Source organism: Paenibacillus hemerocallicola (genome assembly GCF_006265175.1).
GTDB lineage: Bacteria > Bacillota > Bacilli > Paenibacillales > NBRC-103111 > Paenibacillus_AB > Paenibacillus_AB hemerocallicola.
In genome coordinates, this window is sequence record NZ_VDCQ01000033.1 from 78,464 (window position 1) to 96,025 (window position 17,562).

16 protein-coding genes and 1 other RNA gene are annotated in these 17,562 nt (G+C 55.3%); 15 read left to right on the plus strand and 2 right to left on the minus strand.

All coding sequences use genetic code 11. From position 1 onward, the window contains the following. Positions 1 to 74 precede the first annotated feature (74 nt). From FE784_RS22045 to rnpB, 4 genes are all read left to right on the plus strand, one after another. Positions 75 to 899, plus strand: coding sequence for a hypothetical protein (locus tag FE784_RS22045; RefSeq protein ID WP_139604397.1), 825 nt, complete (start codon positions 75 to 77; stop codon positions 897 to 899). A 1-nt stretch (position 900) separates the two neighbouring features. Continuing rightward, positions 901 to 1,662: a tRNA (adenine(22)-N(1))-methyltransferase gene (locus tag FE784_RS22050; RefSeq protein WP_139604398.1), complete on the plus strand. Its 762-nt coding sequence runs from the start codon at positions 901 to 903 to the stop codon at positions 1,660 to 1,662. Beyond that, positions 1,638 to 2,753, plus strand: coding sequence for a Nif3-like dinuclear metal center hexameric protein (locus FE784_RS22055; protein ID WP_139604399.1), 1,116 nt, complete (start codon positions 1,638 to 1,640; stop codon positions 2,751 to 2,753). The genes FE784_RS22050 and FE784_RS22055 overlap by 25 nt, the downstream gene beginning before the upstream one ends. A 110-nt stretch (positions 2,754 to 2,863) precedes the next feature. Then, an RNA gene (gene rnpB, locus FE784_RS22060) (RNase P RNA component class A) lies at positions 2,864 to 3,276 on the plus strand. 173 nt (positions 3,277 to 3,449) lie between these two features. Here the strand turns inward: rnpB and FE784_RS22065 are convergent. After that, positions 3,450 to 5,276: a S8 family peptidase gene (locus tag FE784_RS22065; RefSeq protein WP_139604400.1), complete on the minus strand. Its 1,827-nt coding sequence runs from the start codon at positions 5,274 to 5,276 to the stop codon at positions 3,450 to 3,452. 283 nt (positions 5,277 to 5,559) lie between these two features. Between FE784_RS22065 and FE784_RS22070 the strand changes: the two genes are divergently transcribed. The 3 genes from FE784_RS22070 to FE784_RS22080 all read left to right on the plus strand — a co-directional run bounded on the left by FE784_RS22070 (position 5,560) and on the right by FE784_RS22080 (position 6,872). Further along, complete coding sequence (locus FE784_RS22070) at positions 5,560 to 6,060, plus strand: YpuI family protein (protein WP_139604401.1); 501 nt, start codon at positions 5,560 to 5,562, stop codon at positions 6,058 to 6,060. A 156-nt stretch (positions 6,061 to 6,216) separates the two neighbouring features. Beyond that, the gene (locus FE784_RS22075; protein WP_139604402.1) at positions 6,217 to 6,429 is read left to right on the plus strand and encodes a DUF1540 domain-containing protein; all 213 of its coding nucleotides are present in this window, start codon (positions 6,217 to 6,219) and stop codon (positions 6,427 to 6,429) included. 41 nt (positions 6,430 to 6,470) lie between these two features. Next, complete coding sequence (locus FE784_RS22080) at positions 6,471 to 6,872, plus strand: hypothetical protein (protein ID WP_139604403.1); 402 nt, start codon at positions 6,471 to 6,473, stop codon at positions 6,870 to 6,872. Between the two features lie 96 nt (positions 6,873 to 6,968). Here FE784_RS22080 and FE784_RS22085 read toward each other — a convergent pair whose 3' ends face one another. Continuing rightward, positions 6,969 to 7,166, minus strand: a complete 198-nt coding sequence (locus FE784_RS22085; protein WP_139604404.1) for a hypothetical protein — start codon at positions 7,164 to 7,166, stop codon at positions 6,969 to 6,971. 177 nt (positions 7,167 to 7,343) lie between these two features. Between FE784_RS22085 and FE784_RS22090 the strand changes: the two genes are divergently transcribed. The 8 genes from FE784_RS22090 (at position 7,344) to FE784_RS41050 (ending at position 17,457) form a co-directional block, all read left to right on the plus strand. Beyond that, a complete protein-coding gene (locus tag FE784_RS22090) occupies positions 7,344 to 8,027 on the plus strand; it encodes a lytic transglycosylase domain-containing protein (RefSeq protein ID WP_139604405.1) in 684 nt (227 codons plus the stop codon). 167 nt (positions 8,028 to 8,194) lie between these two features. Next, positions 8,195 to 9,340, plus strand: a complete 1,146-nt coding sequence (locus FE784_RS22095) for a cysteine desulfurase family protein (protein ID WP_139604406.1) — start codon at positions 8,195 to 8,197, stop codon at positions 9,338 to 9,340. Then, complete coding sequence (thiI, locus tag FE784_RS22100) at positions 9,337 to 10,545, plus strand: tRNA uracil 4-sulfurtransferase ThiI (RefSeq protein WP_139604407.1); 1,209 nt, start codon at positions 9,337 to 9,339, stop codon at positions 10,543 to 10,545. The genes FE784_RS22095 and thiI overlap by 4 nt, the downstream gene beginning before the upstream one ends. A gap of 173 nt (positions 10,546 to 10,718) precedes the next feature. Beyond that, a complete protein-coding gene (locus FE784_RS22105) occupies positions 10,719 to 11,390 on the plus strand; it encodes a TerC family protein (RefSeq protein ID WP_139604408.1) in 672 nt (223 codons plus the stop codon). A 111-nt stretch (positions 11,391 to 11,501) separates the two neighbouring features. Then, positions 11,502 to 13,937 (plus strand): DUF7408 domain-containing protein, encoded by a 2,436-nt coding sequence (locus FE784_RS22110; RefSeq protein ID WP_139604409.1) that lies wholly within the window; start codon positions 11,502 to 11,504, stop codon positions 13,935 to 13,937. Further along, positions 13,934 to 14,860: an ABC transporter ATP-binding protein gene (locus tag FE784_RS22115; RefSeq protein WP_139604410.1), complete on the plus strand. Its 927-nt coding sequence runs from the start codon at positions 13,934 to 13,936 to the stop codon at positions 14,858 to 14,860. Before FE784_RS22110 ends, FE784_RS22115 begins: the two co-directional genes overlap by 4 nt. Further along, positions 14,857 to 15,687 carry an ABC transporter permease gene (locus tag FE784_RS22120; RefSeq protein ID WP_139604411.1) on the plus strand — a complete coding sequence of 277 codons (831 nt, stop codon included), beginning with the start codon at positions 14,857 to 14,859 and terminating at the stop codon, positions 15,685 to 15,687. The genes FE784_RS22115 and FE784_RS22120 overlap by 4 nt, the downstream gene beginning before the upstream one ends. Before the next feature lie 45 nt (positions 15,688 to 15,732). Beyond that, positions 15,733 to 17,457 (plus strand): phage tail tape measure protein, encoded by a 1,725-nt coding sequence (locus FE784_RS41050; RefSeq protein ID WP_176706420.1) that lies wholly within the window; start codon positions 15,733 to 15,735, stop codon positions 17,455 to 17,457. The last annotated feature ends 105 nt before the right edge of the window (positions 17,458 to 17,562 follow it).

A 17,562-nucleotide genomic window follows, 5' to 3' on the forward strand; every position in this document is an offset into this window, starting at 1 on the left:
GATGCGGCTTGCCTGACTTTTCGGGGATAGGAGTATAATAAAGGAAAACAAACGTGAGAGGTAGTTTCCCCCGAATGGAACAGGACAAACGAAAAATTATCGTCTATGAAATCGAGCAATGGCGAAGAAGCAAGCTGCTCCCCGAGCATTATTGCGACTTCTTGTTGAACTTGTATGACGCCGATCCGGCCGAACGGGACTCCCGCGTGTTGGGGGTGTCCAAAAATTCGATAAAGAACAGCAATTGGAGAAATTGGTTTTTTGGATTTGGTGTTACCGCCCTCATCGCTTATATCGTTCTTCATTTTAACTCTTTTCGTTTTCCATTGCAAATTATGTCAGCCTTGGTTATTATCGGTGGGTGTTATATGTCCGGGCTGCTGGTTGCTCGCAAAAATCCGGTTGTCGGGTATGGTCTTGTCGGGGCAGGCTCTATCGCGTTGCTTGGAGCCGGGTTTTACTTGCTGCGTTACTACGGATTGGACGAGCCGCCGCTTATGCTCGCTTATGTTGCACTATGCAGCTTCGTCTGGATTATTATCGGATTGTCGGCCCGAATGGGATTGTTTCATTATTGCGGCTGGATCGGACTGATATTGATCTATGCCTGGATTTTGCACGATCGGGTCGAGTTGGACTGGATTGGCGCTCAAATTAGCTGGCTGCCGCTGTGCGTATTGTTCGGTTGGCTCGGTTGGCTGCTTCATAAGGCCAGCAAATCGACGGGTGCGGTTTTGCTGCTCGTCTGCTTCACGCTTTGGTGGATGCCGGAAGCGTACGGTTTCTATACCGGGGAGGTCGAGGGAGCGCTGCTGCAGCTGCTGCTGTTAGGCAAGCTGGTTATTGCCGGCTCCGTCATGTTCGGACTACGAAAAAAATGGATCGAGTGGGTTTTCTGACATGGTAAAATTATCGAAACGATTGCAAACGATTGCCGGTTACGTTCCTGCGGGCGCCCGACTTGCGGATATCGGGTCTGATCACGCGCTGCTGCCGGTGTACCTTGCCGAACGGGGGCGCGTTTCGTTCGCGGTGGCGGGCGAAATCAACGCGGGACCGAGAGAGGCCGCGGAGAAACAAGTAAAGGAAGCCGGACTGGCCGCTGTCGTATCCGTCCGACAAGGAGACGGCTTGGCCGTTATAGCCCCGAACGAAATCGACGTCGTGACGATCGCCGGCATGGGAGGCAGCTTGATCTCGCACATTTTGGAGGAAGGCAAGGGTAAGCTGGCCGGCGTAAGCAGGCTCGTCTTGCAGCCCAATGTAGCCGAGGATCAAGTGCGCCGCTGGCTATTGGCGGGCGATTGGGTGCTGGAGGACGAGTCGGTGCTCGAAGAGGACGGCATGTTCTATGAGGTGCTGTGCGCAGGGCGTCGGTCCGATTCGGCGGAAAGGAACAAATTATTGTACGCCAGGAAGACGCTGGATGATAGCTTGGCGCTTGAATCGGAGGAATTGATCCGATTCGGCCCGATTCTGATCGACCGGGCCGATGAAGTGTTATTCCGGAAATGGGAATCGGAGCTGGAGAAGCTGGACAAAATTATGGACGGCATGTCCCAGGGCGGTACCGAGGCCGCGTTCCAGCGTCGTACTGAGCTTATGGCCCATCGAAACCGGATCAAGGAGGTAATGAATTGTTTGCAAAAGGTCAAACGGTAATCCAGCTGGTAGAACGGTTGGCGCCCAAGCATATTGCGGTGCCTGACGACAAAATCGGATTGCAGCTCGGAACGCTGCGTAAAGAAATTCGCAAGGTTCTGGTTGCTCTTGACGTTACGGACGAAGTAGTAGAAGAAGCGATCCGTGTGAACGCCGAGCTTATCGTAGCCCATCACGCGATCATTTATCGTCCTCTATCGCATCTGCAGACGGATACGCCGGCAGGTAGATTGTATGAGAAGCTGATCAAGCATGAAATTGCGGTTTATATTGCCCATACGAATTTGGACGTCGCGGAAGGCGGCGTCAACGATATGATGGCGAATGCGCTTAAGCTGGAAGTATCCGGCCATCTGGAGGACATTCACACCGACAAGCTGAAGAAGCTGGTCGTCTTCGTACCGGATACGCACCAAAATCAAGTTCGCGAAGCGATGTTCGGAGCGGGCGCGGGCTGGATCGGGAAATACAGCCACTGCAGCTTCAACATCGCCGGAACGGGAACTTTTGTGCCGCAGGAAGGCACGAATCCGTTTATCGGCAAGCCGGGGAAATTGGAGCGGGCATCCGAGATTCGGATCGAAACGATCGTGCCGGAGAGTGTGGAGAAAAAAGTGGTTCAAGCGATGCTGAAGGCTCATCCGTACGAGGAAGTTGCTTACGACTTGTACCCGATGGACCTGAACGGTCGGACGTTCGGCCTCGGTCGGGTGGGCAAGCTGAAGGAGACCGTCAAGCTGGAGTCGTTCGCCCGTCAAGTCAAGCAAGCGTTTGACGTTCCTTTCGTGCGGGTCGTAGGCGATCTGGACCGTGACATCAAAAAGGTCGCGGTACTGGGCGGGTCGGGAAGCCGATACGTCCGGCATGCCATTTTCGCCGGTGCGGATGTGCTCGTGACTGGCGACATCGATTATCATACGGCCCAGGATGCGATCGCGGCGGGAATCGCAATCGTGGATCCGGGTCATAATGCCGAGAAAATATTGAAGAACCATGTCGCCGATTGGCTGAATGAGCGTTTGATAGAGCAGAAGGCGGACACTCGTGCTGTAGCGTCCGAAGTCGATACCGAAACGTTCAAGCTGCTGTAAATGGTTGCGCCTGAAGGCGATTGGACGAATCGTTGCAAAAATACCCTGCTTTGACAACCAATTGGGGTTGCGGAGGACGGCTGCGTCCGGTATACTAGAACAAGTTTCGGAAAGTTTGACAGACAATCGCCGGTGCTTACGCACGGGAGGAAAGTCCGGGCTCCATAGGGCAGGGTGCTGGATAACGTCCAGTCAGCGCGAGTTGAAGGATAGTGCCACAGAAACGGACCGCCGATGGCGCCGCGAGGCGAACAGGCAAGGGTGGAACCGTGGTGTAAGAGACCACGAGGGGATGGGGTGACTTATTCCCTGGTAAACCCCACTTGGAGCAAGACCGAAGAGAACGTGGCGGACGGCTTATGCCGATTCTGCAGCCTTTGCCCGAGGCGCGTTCGGGTTGGTCGCTGGAGTCCGTCAGCAATGGCGGGCCTAGATAGATGATTGTCACTTCAATGGTGGGAGGGTTGTGGTGCCCGTTATGACCACCGGAAGGACAGAACCCGGCTTACGGCAAGCTTTCCGACAGCCACATTAGATTGCAAAAGAACGAAGGCGGCCATTAGGCCGCCTTTTTTTTCTTCCTCGAAGCGAATCGAGGTGTGATTGGAAAGCAAGGGTTCAACGGAGTGCGGAAGCCGTTGCTTTCCTGGAACCTAATGCGGCCGTTCATTTGTCTTTCTCATTTCACGATTTCGCTTACTCCTCCTTATATTTGCGCGCCAATCGTTCCACTTCCCGCTCGAACCATTCCGGCCACATCGCAAGCGATTCGCGGGTTCCCGCAGCCTGGGAAACGGCTTTGACAATATCGATTTGGCCATAGCCGTAATATTTGTCCTTGCCCCGATCGCCCAGGTCGATTGCCGTTTGGCGCATGATGTCCATCACCTCGGTGTTTTTCAACAGCGGATTGGCGGAACGGATGAGCGCCGCCAGAGCCGTAACATGCGGACTGGCCATCGAAGTGCCGGAAAGCGCGGCATAGTGGTTATCGGGATACGTGCTTGCGATATTGACGCCGGGCGCGGCCACGTCTATATAGTCGCCGTAGTTGGAGAACGATGCTTTTTGCTGCTTGGAGTCTGTCGCGGCGACGGCAAATACTTCGGGATAGGCAGCCGGGTAACCGGGACGTTCCGTGTTGTCATTGCCGCTCGCGGCGATCAGGACGACATCCTTGTCATAGGCATAGCGGATCGCATCGTGCAAAAACTGGGCGTCGGCATAATTGCCCAGGCTCATATTGATGACTTTGGCACCGTGGTCGGCCGCCCAAATAATGCCTTGGGCAACGGAGTACGTGGTGCCGGCTCCGGTTTCGTCCAACACTTTGACGGGCATTATTTTGTTATACCACGAAATGCCCGCAACGCCTTCCCGGTTGTTGACGAGCGCCGAGATGATACCGGCTACGTGAGTGCCGTGACCGACGTCGTCCAGCGGCTTGCTTTGCTGGCTTACGATGTTGATGCCTTCGATAGTACGCCCTTCCAAGTCCGGGTGGTTCATATCGACACCCGTATCGATAACGGCGACGACCACATCTTCGCTGCCGCGCGTGACGTCCCAGCCGGGTACCGTCTCGATTGCCGGCAAATTCCATTGGTATTTGGCATACAGCAAATCGTTCGGTTCGACCGATTCGTTGGTCATGTACAGAAAATGAGGCTCGGCGAAAGCTACGTCCCATTTTTGAAAATAGCTCATCAATTGCTTGGCCTCAATGGTTTTCGATTCGAATACATAAGTATAGCCAAGCTTGCGAACATCGGTTGCCCCGATTTCAGAGCGGATTTGGGCCAATTCGGCTTCGGTGGGCTCCTTGCGGAATTTTACGACGATTTGATTGACATGGTAATGGCTCGTTCCTTCATTATCTTCGGGATGGTCGACCTTGACGTCCTTCAACGTATTGGAATCGACCGATTCGATTTTCCATCGCTTGTCGCTCGGATAAGGGACGATGCGCAAGTTTTTGCGTTGATCGATGGCAACCTTATGCAAAATATCTTGGTGAATGACCCCGACGAGCGACGAATGACCGTCATCGGACGGCTCTCCCATCACGATATACTGCTGTTCGCCTTCGCCGATTTTTGGGGATTGATAAGCATGTCCCGAGCGGACGGCTTCACGCGCTTCGTTTAGCAGTTGATCGTTTTTTTCGCGAACGGGTGCCGGAACTTCTCCGGAGGAAGCTTGTGCCTTGGCGTTGTCGGCACCGTGCCATTCCACATAGGCCATATGATCGTGCTGCTTGCGCAATTCATCGAGTGCGGACTTGACATCGCCCGGTGTTCCGGGGTTTAATTGATGAAGTGCCTGCTTGAAATCCAATGAACATTGAGACCGGCATAACTGTTCCGTCATCGCGACGTCCTGCTCGAGCATCGATTGCTTGATATTCAGCTCTTGCTGAGGAGGCGGGTTGACGGATTTCGGAGCCTTCGTCCGATAAACCGATGAAAACAAAAACATGGCACATACGGCAATCAAACTGGCGGATGCAATTTTTTTCCACATCGTTTGGGGCGTCCTCCTTCATGGTATGGCTCCAAAAACCGCAGGACTTGTCGTGTCCGAAGGCTGAAGAGTATCCGGCCCCGGATATCGGTTGCGGGCTTTTTGTATCTTAAGGTTAGGAAGAAGCTGACGATTTATTCATGAGCGGCTTGGCGGTAATTTGGATAAGCGGTTGTCTTTGTCTTACTTTTCAATGCGAATTATGATACGATGAAAGTAAACTGTGGCGAGAACAAAACGGGTCCCCCCGCGAGCCGTTCAGACATATGAGGAGGTCAACGATATGACAACGGGCCAAGTGAAAAATTTATGTGAAACGACCCGGACGAAGTTAAAAGTAGCAATCGCCAAAATGGAGCTTTTCTTGAACCATTACAGCTTGCCGCAGCTGCTGACGGAAAACGATCCGGCAATGGACGAATTTTATCGCGGGTACTTATCCGATACGCGTCACCTGCTCGTATTTTGCGAAGTTTCGTACGAGAAATTGGGGGTTAGCTTGCGCCGACCGAATTTTAACGAAGACTTTGCCGAGCGTACGTTGTACGACATTTACCATAACTGCGTCAACGGTTTCTTCTATCCGCAAAACGAATGCTACTCGGAGGACGGCCGTTATGCCTATACCGGTCAGGACGCGATCCGCTTCCGCAAGAAGCCGACCCGCGAAGCGCGCAACTTGACGATCGAGCTGTCCAAAATATTCGAAGAGCTGCGCGAAGATTTGTCTTACTACGAGACAGACTACATTACCCAGAAAAGAATGCAAGGCGATCGGGTATAATACGAAACGGAAACGAACGAAAGATGCGGACTTGACCGCATCTTTTTTCTTTTGAGCAAACTTATGGCCGAATGGCGCCAGATGCGGAGATTGTCAAACACCTCCTCGGATAGGCGGAGCGACGATCGGGAACCTTGAAGTTGGAGGTGATGATCGATGGCAAAGCCATTGGTGAAATGCAGCGTATCGAACTGCGCGTTCTGGGGCGAAAACAACAATTGCCACGCCGACGCTATTATGATCGAGATCGATAGCCATGCGAAGGCGAAGTTCGACGAAGAATTTGCGGGAGAAAGCTTCGATTCCGATCATCAAGACCATGCTCCAACCGCTTCGGCTACTTGTTGTCATACGTTCAAGCAGAAATAATCAAAGGTACGGCAAACCCGTACAAGGGAGGTAATGCTCCGGTGGATCGATTTGACGAATATTACGACAAAGACGACGAGAAAAAGGAAAAGCGGCACCCGGACAAGAACGATGAGTTGTTCGAGGAGGAATTCGCTACCGAGGCGGCTCCCGGTCCGATGTTTGCGAACCAAATGCCGGATCGTCCGGAAGAACGGGATGTCGAAGCATATCGCTCCGAGGAAGGAGCGACCGCCCGTACCGGAGGACAAACCGTCGGGTGGATCGGTCTGGTGCTGGCGATTGCGTCTCTGTTTATTTACCCGGTACTGATGGGGCTTGGCGCCATTGTTCTCGGCATAATTGCTTTTGTACAGGGAAGCCGTTCCCTCGGCACATGGTCTGCCGTTATCGGAGGTATCGCCCTTCTTTCTTATTACGTATTGGTTCCTTATTACACTTGAAGCCGATTTTTATAAGAAAAACGTCGAGGTCCGAAAATTTAATTGTATAACGTTAAAAAACGTCTTTCCGCCTTGTGCGGAGAGACGTTTTTCTGATCATTCGTCCGCTTTCCCCCGATTCATACGGGAAACGGTTTGTATAACGGCAATTATGCCGGTATCGACCAAAGCGGCCAAAATCGCCAGCATGATCCAATTGGAATTGCCCAGAGAGTAGTACAGGACGGCATGAGCAGCCGCCAACAACGCGAAAGCCCACAACAAATGGATACGGTTAATCCAAGCGAAGAACATGGCGTGTCACCCTTTGCTGGTCATTATGCAACCATTATGCGCCAATTGGTCGGGCAATATTCGCAAGTACCGGGCTGCTGAAGCCATTGTGTGCAACGATTGGAAGATCGGACTGTTCGTCCGGCACAAAAGGGTGTACAATAAGCATGAACCTATTGTTGAAGCGAGGCTTTATTGATGAGCATAGATCCGAGATTGATTACTCAACTGCTACGGCTGCAATTCCAAACGTCATCAGATCCGTTGTCTCTGCGCAATCCATCCACAGACAGTGCGGGGGATTTTTCCGCGCTTCTCGAGTCTCTGATCGGGAAAACGGTTGCCGAAGGAACCGCGGCCGGCAATCGTGCGGCGTCGGGACTCGGCGGATACTCGCTGCCGGTTTCGGCCTATACTTCCAATGCCGCTCTCCAGAGCATGCAGCGTTCGGCGTTAGGCCCGGCCAGACCGAGCCTGTACGATCCTCTTGTCGAGGAGGCCTCCGATAGGCATAACGTCGAAGCGTCTTTGGTCAAAGCGGTCATTCACTCCGAATCATCGTTCAATCCTTATGCGGTATCCTCCTCCGGCGCCAAAGGACTCATGCAGCTTATGGACGGAACGGGAGAAGGGATGGGTGTGACCGATCCGTTCGATCCGGCTCAAAATATCGAGGGGGGTACCCGTTATTTGGCGGGCCTGCTCCGCAAATATAACGGCAATGAAGGCGTTGCGTTAGCTGCTTACAACGCCGGCCCCGGGCGGGTAGATCGTCTCGGAATCCGAACCGATGCCGATTTGAAGGAGAAGCTGCATCTGCTTCCTTTGGAAACGCGGCAATATGTGGATAAAGTGCTGTCACGGAAGCAGCAGTACGGTTAGTCCTTCCCGTACAGTCCGGACGGCCGACAAACGATGGACGGATCGGCGCATGCCAGCCGCCGGCACCAATACGATCAATGCCTTTTACGTTATCGGCATTGATCGTCTTTTTTGCCGTTTATCCCGCTTCGCGTATCAGTTGAGAAGGTTAAAGGAGTCCTTACATCATGCTGTACTTCGATCATTGTGCAACAACGCCGCCATACGCCGAGGTTATCGACGCGGTCGGCGAAGTGATGGGCGGCCATTTCGGCAATCCGTCCTCGATCCATCGGATAGGAAGCGACGCCGAAAAATTGCTGAGGAAGGCACGGGAAAATGTCGCGAAGCTGCTGAGGTCGTCTCCGGAAGAAATCGTATTTACTTCGGGCGGCACGGAGAGCAACAACCTGGCGATTCTCGGTACCGCGCTGAAATACGCCACCCGCGGCAAGCACGTCGTAACAACCGCCATCGAGCATGCCTCAGTATACGAATGTTTCCGATATTTGGAGAGTATCGGCTATGAGGTCACGTTCATCCGACCGGACAGCACGGGAAAAGTTCACGCGGACGTTGTGCTCGATGCGGTGCGCGACGATACGATTCTCGTGAGCGTCATGCATGTCAATAACGAAGTCGGCACGATTCAGCCGGTCCAACAAATCGGACGGGCGCTCCGGGAGCATCGGCGGGTTCTGTTTCATGTCGATGCCGTTCAAAGCATTGGCGTAATTCCGCTTTATCCTGCCGAATGGGGGATCGACTTGCTTTCCGCGTCGGCTCATAAAATTCGCGGTCCGAAAGGTGCAGGGTTGTTGTACCGGAGGAGAGGCGTCGAACTGCAGCCTATGCTGATCGGCGGAGGACAAGAGAACGGGCTGCGGTCCGGTACGGAAAACGTACCTTGTATCGTAGGTTTTGCCAAAGCATTCCGGATGACGGCGGATAGCCGGGAAGAGGCGGCAAGGCGAATGACGGGGCTGCGCAGTCGGTTTTTGACCCATGCCAAACGTATTCCGGGGTTAATTTATAACGGGTCCGACATTCAAAGAGAGATGGCTCCGCATATCGTTCATTTCTCCGCTCCGGGAATCAAATCCGAAGTGTTCGTCCATGCTTTGGAGGAGCACGATATTTATATTTCGACCAAATCCGCCTGCTCGTCCGGCGAAGATCGCCCGAGCCGCGTCCTGCTTGCCCTTGGCGCGGATCATGCTCGGGCGGTCAGCGGGCTGCGGATCAGCTTCTCCGCCGAGCATACGCCGGAGCAAATCGACAAGCTGGCGAATGCGATGGAGAGCGCGATGCATCAATTAAGGAGGTTCAGGTGAGAACTGACGTTATTTTGCTTCGCTTTGGCGAGTTCATGTTAAAAGGAAGAAACCGGATCCGGTTCGAAAACCAGATCGTACAGCAAATCAAACGGGTTTTGAAGCCTCTGACGAAAGCGGCGCTTCAAAAGGAATCTTACGGAAGAATGTATGTGGAGCTGAACGGCGAGTCTTATTCCGAGGCGGCGAAGCTGCTCGGCAAAGTATTCGGACTGCTTTCGTTCAGTCCCGCGATCAAAACCGTCCCAGAAATGGCGGCTCTGGAAGAGGCTGCGCTGCTCGCGATGACGCGGCTGCAGAAACGGCCCGATACGTTCAAGGTCAGCGTCCGACGCGTGAACAAGCAGTTTCCGCATGAAACGTTCGAGCTGCAGCGCATGCTCGGCGGGCATGTGCTGAAGCATTTCGACGGACTGAAGGTGGATGTCCATAATCCGGAAGTGGATCTCCGCGTGGAAGTGCGACATCAGGAATCGTTCGTCTATTCGGAATCGGTTCCCGGCCCGGGAGGCTTCCCGCTTGGCAGCAATGGCAGGGCGATGCTGATGCTCTCCGGTGGAATCGATAGCCCGGTGGCAGGCTGGTTCGCGATGAAGCGCGGCTTGCGGGTCGAAGCGGTTCATTTTCACAGCTACCCGTATACGAGCGAACGGGCCAAGCAGAAGGTGATCGATTTGACGAGGGTGCTGGCCGATTATGCCGGCTCGATCCACCTGCACCTCGTGCCGTTTACGGATATTCAAACCAGGCTGAAGGAATCGTGCCGCGAAAATTTGATCATTACGCTGATGAGACGCGCAATGTACCGGATTACCGAGCAATTGGCCGACAAGAGAGAGGCGCTAGCGATCGTGACGGGCGAGAGCTTGGGTCAGGTCGCAAGCCAGACGCTGGCGAATATGAACGTAATCGGACGCGTTGCGACGCTCCCCGTCATTCGGCCGCTCGTTACGATGGATAAGCTGGAAATCATACCGATCGCCGAGAAAATCAACACATTTCCGATTTCCATATTGCCATACGAGGATTGCTGTACGCTGTTCGTACCGAAGTCGCCGTCCACGAATCCGAGCCTGAAAGTAGTCGAGAGGCAGGAGCAATGGATGGAGGAATGGCTTCCGGAGGCGATACGCGCAGCGGTCGCGGGAACGGAAACGATGCTCGTCAAGCCCGACGACAAATCGGAAGAAGACCGGTTGTTTTAAGGGTATCGGAAATTATAAGGCTTCCAATTTGTGCGGCGATTTATAAATATTCCGTATGGATATGGACAGCTTCCAATAATCTAATAGTAGGGAGCCCGTGTCGGCTGCGATACATCCGGCGCGGAAGCGGAGCGATATCCGTACATATCAGCGATAAGGCAGGAGGATTACTTATGTTGGATTGGTTTTTACTGTTTCTGCAAATTATGTTGATCAATATCGTGCTTAGCGGCGACAATGCCGTCGTCATCGCGCTGGCAAGTAAAAACTTGCCGATCCACCAGCGGAAGCAGGCTATATGGTGGGGGGCGTTCGGCGCGATCGGACTCCGTCTCGTATTGACCGTCGTAGCCGTCTATTTACTTACCGTTCCTTATATTCAAGCGGCCGGATCGCTGCTGCTGCTCTGGATCGCAGTCAAGCTGCTGGCGGACGACGACAGTCATGCCAATGTCAAGCAAGCGTCCTCACTAGGCAAGGCGATCTGGACGATCATCGTCGCCGATCTCGTCATGAGTCTAGACAACGTGCTTGCGATCGCGGCGAAAGCGCAAGGCGATATATCGGTCATTATTCTCGGGATCGGGCTGAGCATTCCGATCATTATATGGGGCAGCACGCTTGTCATGAACCTGCTGCACAAGTTTCCGATTCTCGTATACGCGGGCGCTGGCATATTGGGCTATACCGCGGGAGAAATGTTCGTAAGCGACGAGAAAATGCAGGATTACGTGCTTCATCATAACGGCACCGCGCATTGGAGCATTCCGGTCATTACGACCGTAATCGTTATCGCCGCGGGCTTCTTATGGAAAAGAGCGCAGACGACCGGCAAGCCGGCATAACGGCATTGCTAAAATGGATCAACCATCAACCTCCGCTTACGGCAGGTTGATTTTTTTTGTATGGGCCGGGCGAGGCTCCTATGTAACCTTTTAAGATGGAGTTCGTCTATAATGAGGGAGATCTGTTACGTAACGGAAAGGGGAACGGTTGTGGACATTCGGGACAAAAAACGGGCGAAGTGGGCCCGCTGGATCGGAATTTTGCTGATTATCGCCGTGATGGGGTCGGGATTGTCCCTGTTCGGCGGCAAAAAGGCGGATGCGGCGAAACTGCCGCTCGAGATCGCCATCGAACACGGAATTGACGGAAAGATGAAAGACGGACGGTGGTTCCCGGTCAAAATGACGATTACGAATCCGGGGGACGACGTGTCCGGCGATTTGACCGTACGCATGGCGGGCGACGGCGGGAGAACCGTCGTTTACGCCAAGCATGTGGATTTGCCGAAGCAGAGTACGAAAATCGTCTGGTTTACGCTGCCGGGCAAAGCGCTGAACGCGAACAACAATATCGTCGAGTTTTATGATCAATCGGTGGACAAGGGTGACTTGATACCGTTCGTACAGGGCAAGGTGACGATCGATACGAGACCGGTTTCGCCGGATACGCTATTGGTCGGCGTATTGGCCCGCGATCCGGATACGCTCAACTTCTTGTCGCTGTTGAACCAAAGAGGCTACCCGGTGCAGCTCGCACCGCTCGCGATCGGCGATTTCCCTTGGGATTCGGCGATGCTCGACGCTCTGGACGTCATTGCGTTCAACGATGCCCCAACCGATGCATTAAAGCCGGAACAGGTCAAAGAAATCCAAGCCTGGGTCGAGCGGGGCGGCAAGCTCGTATTGGGAGGAGGAGCGGGCTATGCGAAAACGGCTTCCGCGTTCGGCGCGATATCGCCGGTGACGGTTGCCGGCACCGCGACCGTATCGGCGTTGACCGAATTCGTGCAATCGACCGGCAAGGAGCTGGCGCTGACCGCTCCGTTTACGGTGTCCAAGGGAGCCGTTAAATCGGGCGAAACGCTTTTCTCCGAAAATGGCATTCCGCTCGTCGTGGCGTCGCCTCAGGGGCAAGGCGCGGTAACGTATGTCGCGTATGATCTCGCTCTCCAGCCGCTCGCGTCATGGAGCGGCAACGCCGCGATATGGGAAAGGATCTTGTTCGGATCCGTTTCCCCTTCGGCCGGCGGCATCCGGGTAGGTCAGCAGGACGGCCAGTGGGAGCTGAATAACGCGTTGGAAGTATTTCCACAGCTGATCCCGCCGGCATACGGCATATTGACGCTGTTGTTTCTCGCTTACGCGATTTTGGTCGCTCCGGCGATGTATGTCGTGTTGAAGAAAATGGACAGGCGCGAATGGGCTTGGTTTGCCATACCGTCCGTAGCCATCGTGACGAGCTTGATCATCTACGGAATCGGCGCCTCCGGACGGGGCTCCACGCTGGCCCAAACGCTAAGCGTCAACGAGCTGTCGGGAACGGGAACCGCTTCGCGGATGTCCGCATCTTCCGTGTTCGTCCCGAGCGGCGGAAGCTATGAACTGGAATGGAACGGCAAACGGAACATTTCGCCGATCATGATCAATGACGGCCGCCAGCTTCAAGCCGGGGATGCGGAGATGATTATCCGCTCCGAGCCGGACAAGACGGTAGCCTCGTTCGAGCACGTGCCTTTCTGGTCTGTCCGCAAAGCGTTCGCAGCCCAGGAAGCTTTGAACGACGTCGGCAAATTCGATTACACGATCAATTTTGACGCTTCCGGCGCCAAAGGCGAGGTCGTCAACAATACGAACAATGAGCTGTACGAGGCGGGCGTAGTATTCGGGGGGCAATGGTACCGTCTCGGAGATATGAAGCCGGGCGAGAAGAAGCAGTTCCAGGCGTCATTGGGCGGCTCGGTCGGAATGAAGGACCCGCAATGGGGCAATCTCATATTCCCGTATTCCGGAAACCAGGACATGATGCAGCGCGAACGATCGCTGCTGAACAGCTTTTCGAGGAGCAACTGGAACGGACAAATCAACGGCCAGCGTTTGGAGCCGTATATACTCGGCTTTTCCAAATCGAGCGGAAATTTGTTTAAAATCGACGGCAAGGACGTGCAGTCCGAGCGGATCGACTTGTTCGTCCAGCAGATGAAGCCGGATTACGCCCAGGACGGCCGCGTATTCGTTCCGGCAGGCGTCATCGTACCGTATACGGAATCGTCCAATGTGACGCATATGAGCTCCTATTATAATGGAGGCGTCGAAATGGGAAGCGGGGATATGACGCTCGTATATAGGCTGCCCGATCGCGCGGATTGGCAATATTCGAAGGTGGCGCTGGCGATGGCCGTCCAGCAGCAGTTCAAGATCGAGCTGTGGAACGAGAAGTCGCAGTCCTGGGGAGCTTTGCAGGGGGCGCAGGCCGAATTGAACGCCGATCAAGTCAAGGAAGCGCTGACGGGCGGAAACGGTATCCGATTGAAAGTAACGAACAGTCAAAACAACGGGCGGTTTACTTATCCGGCTCTGAGTGCGGAAGGGGCTGTAAAGAAGCAATGATCGAAATACGCGGACTAACGAAAACATACGGCCAATTTACGGCGCTGGACAGACTCGATCTGTCGATTTCGAAAGGCACCGTGTTCGGATTCGTAGGACCGAACGGGGCGGGCAAGTCGACAACGATGTCCATTTTGGCTACGCTGCTTCTTCCGACATCCGGCACGGCGAAGGTCGGCGGATACGAGGTGACCGAGCATCCGAAGGAGGTGCGCCGGCTGATCGGCTACATGCCGGACTTTTTCGGAGTATACGACAATTTTAAAACGACCGAGTATTTGGATTTTTACGGGGCCAGCTACGGCATTCCGCGGTCCGAACGGCTCAAGCTGATCCCGCAGCTGCTCGAGCTGGTCAATTTGAGCGACAAAACCGATTTTTACGTCGATTCGTTGTCGCGCGGGATGAAGCAGCGGCTTTGCCTCGCCCGGAGTCTCGTTCACGACCCCGAACTGCTTATATTGGACGAACCTGCGTCCGGACTCGACCCCCGCGCGCGGATCGAAATGCGGGAAATATTGAAGGAACTGAAGTCGATGGGCAAGACCATTATCATTTCCTCGCACATATTGCCTGAGCTGGCCGAAATGGTGGACGAAATCGGCGTCATCGAGAACGGCGTGCTGCTCGCGCAAGGCAAAGTCAATGATATTCAGCAGCGGATGCGGGCCAACCGTGTACTGCACCTGCGGTTGATGGAACGGGAGGCGGAGGCGGTCGCCTTTTTGAAGGAGCTGCCGCTCATCTCGCTCGTCCTGCACGACGAGCTCGGCATTCATATCCATTTCGGCGGACGGGACGAAGAGCAATGGGAGCTGCTGAAGCTGCTCGTATCCGGAGGTTATAAAGTGTTGACGTTCAACGAGGCGCAGACCGATCTGGAAGACGTCTTCCTGGAGATTACGAAAGGGGTGCGGACATGAACTGGAGGCAAAAATGGATCAATCCGGTTCTGGAGAAAGAATTTCGCCTGCGCATGCGCACGATTCGTTCTCCACTGGCGCTGCTTGCGTATTTGGTCGTCATCGGCCTGCTCGCCCTCGGCTACATCTATATGGAGATGCACAACAGGGGCAGCCGCGGGTTTACTCCCGAGTCCAGCCGCATGCTGTTTTACTTTTTGAGCGGAGCGCAGCTCGTGCTCGTCTGTTTCATGGCTCCGGGCTTAACCGCGGGCGTCATAAGCGGAGAGCGAGAAAAGCAGACGCTGAATATTTTGCTCACTACGCAGCAAAGCTCGACGACGATTATTATGAGCAAGCTGTTCTCGGCGCTGAGCTTCATGTTTTTGATCGTATTCGCTACGTTGCCCGTTTACAGCATCGTATTTTTGTTCGGAGGTATTTCGCCGGGTCAATTGGTCGCCGTGTTCGGGTTTTATGTGCTCGTCATGATCGCGCTGGGCTCGCTTGGCGTGCTGTTCTCGACGCTGCTGAAGAAAACGGTCGTCTCGCTTATAGTTACCTATGGGGTCGGGCTGTTCTTGTACGTTTTCACCGGACTGGCCGCCATATTCATCATGTCGGTGACGAATAATTCAGCCCGGGAGCTATCGGGATTTTTAATCGCCATTAATCCGCTTGCGGCGATGATCAGCATATTCGAGCCGAACTTCTCGCAGGAGTTTTTCCGGGGGACATGGAGCGCTCTCGAGCTGTGGCATTTGTTCATTCCGGTTCACGTGATCTTGTCCGTAGTGTCCGTACTGTTGGCCATCCGTTTTCTGAGACCGAGGCTGAAAAGACGGTAAGGGATAACAAATTGGGGATTTCACCCGCGAAAGGAGTGTCTTTCCATGCAGAAGGAAGGATTGCAGCGTCATATCGGGACCGTCCGGAAACGGCTGATCTGGCTGCGTTCGGTGCGTCTCGCGCTGTCGGGGCTGCTCGGCGGCGGCGCTGCGGCACTCCTGCTGGCCGTGCTCGGGCGCTTTGTCCCGATCCCGTATTACCGCTATACGGCGCTCGGTCTCGTGGCGGCCGGAATGGCGCTCGGCCTTTTGTGGGCGGCATTCCGGAAGCCGGATGACAAAGAAACGGCGCAGGAAATGGATCGCGCAGGCGGCTTGGAAGAACGGGTCGGCACGGCGCTTGCGCACCGGGAGGCGGATAGCCCGATCGCCAGGCTGCAGCGGGACGAGGCTGTCCGATTCGCGGAGACGTTTGCGCGGGATGCGAGGAAGTTGCTGCCTCAGCCGAAATACCCGAAACGGCTCGGCATGCTGGCCGGCTTGCTGGCGGCTTTGACCGCTTTGCTCATTTGGCCGAATCCGATGGACGGCGTGATCGAGAAGCGGCAGGCGGCGGACAAATGGATTGCCGAGCAAACCGGCAAAGCGGAGCAAATGAAGGAAGAACTGAAAGCCAAACAGTTGCCTCCCATCGAGCTGCAAAAGCTTGAGCAAGAGCTGGATAAGCTGGAGGAAGGGCTTCGCGACAGCGATACGGCCAAGGAAGCGCTGGATGAGCTGGAGCGGTCGATGAAACGGCTGAAGGAGCAAGAGGAGCAGTGGAATAAAGAACAGAAGCAGGCCGAGCAATGGGTGAAGCAAATGGAGGCGAGTCCGGCTTTGAAGGACTTGGCGCGAAGCTTGGCCGAGCAAAATCGCCAAGGGATGGACTCGGCGTTGGAGGGCTTGCAGCAGCAAGTCGCCCGAATGACGCCGGAGCAGAAGCGGCAGCTTGCCGAGGCGCTGGAGAAGCTGGCCGAAACGGCGAATTCGTCTGACGAGGAAGCCGAGAAGAAGCTGAAGGAGGCGTTAGCCGGGGCTGCCGACGAAGCCAAGGACACGGCCGGCGGCTTGAGCGATGAAGCGGCGCAGGCGCTCCGCGACGCGCTGGCCGGGGCGATGGACGCGCAGGCGGGGCAGATGATGGCGGCGATGCAAGCGGGGCAGCTGGGCGGGCAAATCGCCCAAGCCGGCTTGCAGGCGGCCCAGCAGATGATGGCGCAGGGCGGTGCGGTGTCGCCCGCGTGGGGCGCGAACGGCATGGCCGCGGGCATGGCGTCCGCGGCAGCCGCAGCCGGCCAGGCGGGCGGCCAAGCGTCGCCCGGCAGCGGCGGACAGCCGCCCGGGAGCGGCGCGGCGCCAGGGCAAGGCGTGGGAGCGGGCGCCGGGAGCGGAGCTGGCAGCGGAGCCGGCAGTGGTGCCGGTTCAGGCGCGGGCAGCGGCTCCGGTGCAGGTGCGGGAAGCGGAACAGGCTCTGGCTCCGGCTCTGGCTCCGGTGCGGGCGGCTTGGCCGGGGGCACCGGGAACGGCTCCCGCGGCTTGGTCAACACGCCGCGCACGCCGACAGGCGGGGGCAACCCCGAATCCGATGCCGGGCCCGCCGGGAGCGGCGGAGGCGACATCCTCCAAGGAGGTTCCGCTCCCGCAATGGACGGCGCATCGCGGCCGTATGAGGACGTGTACAGCCAATATGAGGCGGAGGCGACACGTTCGCTTGACCGTTCGCAGCTTCCGCAGACGATGCAGCAGCTCGTACGCGACTATTTTACCGAAATTCAGCCTAACCGATAACGGTTGGGGGAAAAGTGAAGCCGACGGTAAATGGAGGTTCGGTGGCAAAGAGTAGATCAGAATCGCACAATAGTGTTGATTTGAACCTTATAGCGCCGCCGAACC

Bases quoted from the DNA above. Each gene is read 5' to 3' on its own strand.
- FE784_RS22075 (WP_139604402.1), top strand. From the start codon at position 6,217: ATGGCAAAGCCATTGGTGAAATGCAGCGTATCGAACTGCGCGTTCTGG.
- FE784_RS22095 (WP_139604406.1), top strand. From the start codon at position 8,195: ATGCTGTACTTCGATCATTGTGCAACAACGCCGCCATACGCCGAGGTT.
- FE784_RS41050 (WP_176706420.1), top strand. From the start codon at position 15,733: ATGCAGAAGGAAGGATTGCAGCGTCATATCGGGACCGTCCGGAAACGG.
- FE784_RS22090 (WP_139604405.1), top strand. From the start codon at position 7,344: ATGAGCATAGATCCGAGATTGATTACTCAACTGCTACGGCTGCAATTC.
- FE784_RS22065 (WP_139604400.1), bottom strand. From the start codon at position 5,276: ATGTGGAAAAAAATTGCATCCGCCAGTTTGATTGCCGTATGTGCCATG.
- FE784_RS22105 (WP_139604408.1), top strand. From the start codon at position 10,719: ATGTTGGATTGGTTTTTACTGTTTCTGCAAATTATGTTGATCAATATC.
- FE784_RS22115 (WP_139604410.1), top strand. From the start codon at position 13,934: ATGATCGAAATACGCGGACTAACGAAAACATACGGCCAATTTACGGCG.
- FE784_RS22050 (WP_139604398.1), top strand. From the start codon at position 901: ATGGTAAAATTATCGAAACGATTGCAAACGATTGCCGGTTACGTTCCT.
- FE784_RS22070 (WP_139604401.1), top strand. From the start codon at position 5,560: ATGACAACGGGCCAAGTGAAAAATTTATGTGAAACGACCCGGACGAAG.
- FE784_RS22110 (WP_139604409.1), top strand. From the start codon at position 11,502: ATGAGGGAGATCTGTTACGTAACGGAAAGGGGAACGGTTGTGGACATT.
- FE784_RS22085 (WP_139604404.1), bottom strand. From the start codon at position 7,166: ATGTTCTTCGCTTGGATTAACCGTATCCATTTGTTGTGGGCTTTCGCG.
- FE784_RS22045 (WP_139604397.1), top strand. From the start codon at position 75: ATGGAACAGGACAAACGAAAAATTATCGTCTATGAAATCGAGCAATGG.
- FE784_RS22120 (WP_139604411.1), top strand. From the start codon at position 14,857: ATGAACTGGAGGCAAAAATGGATCAATCCGGTTCTGGAGAAAGAATTT.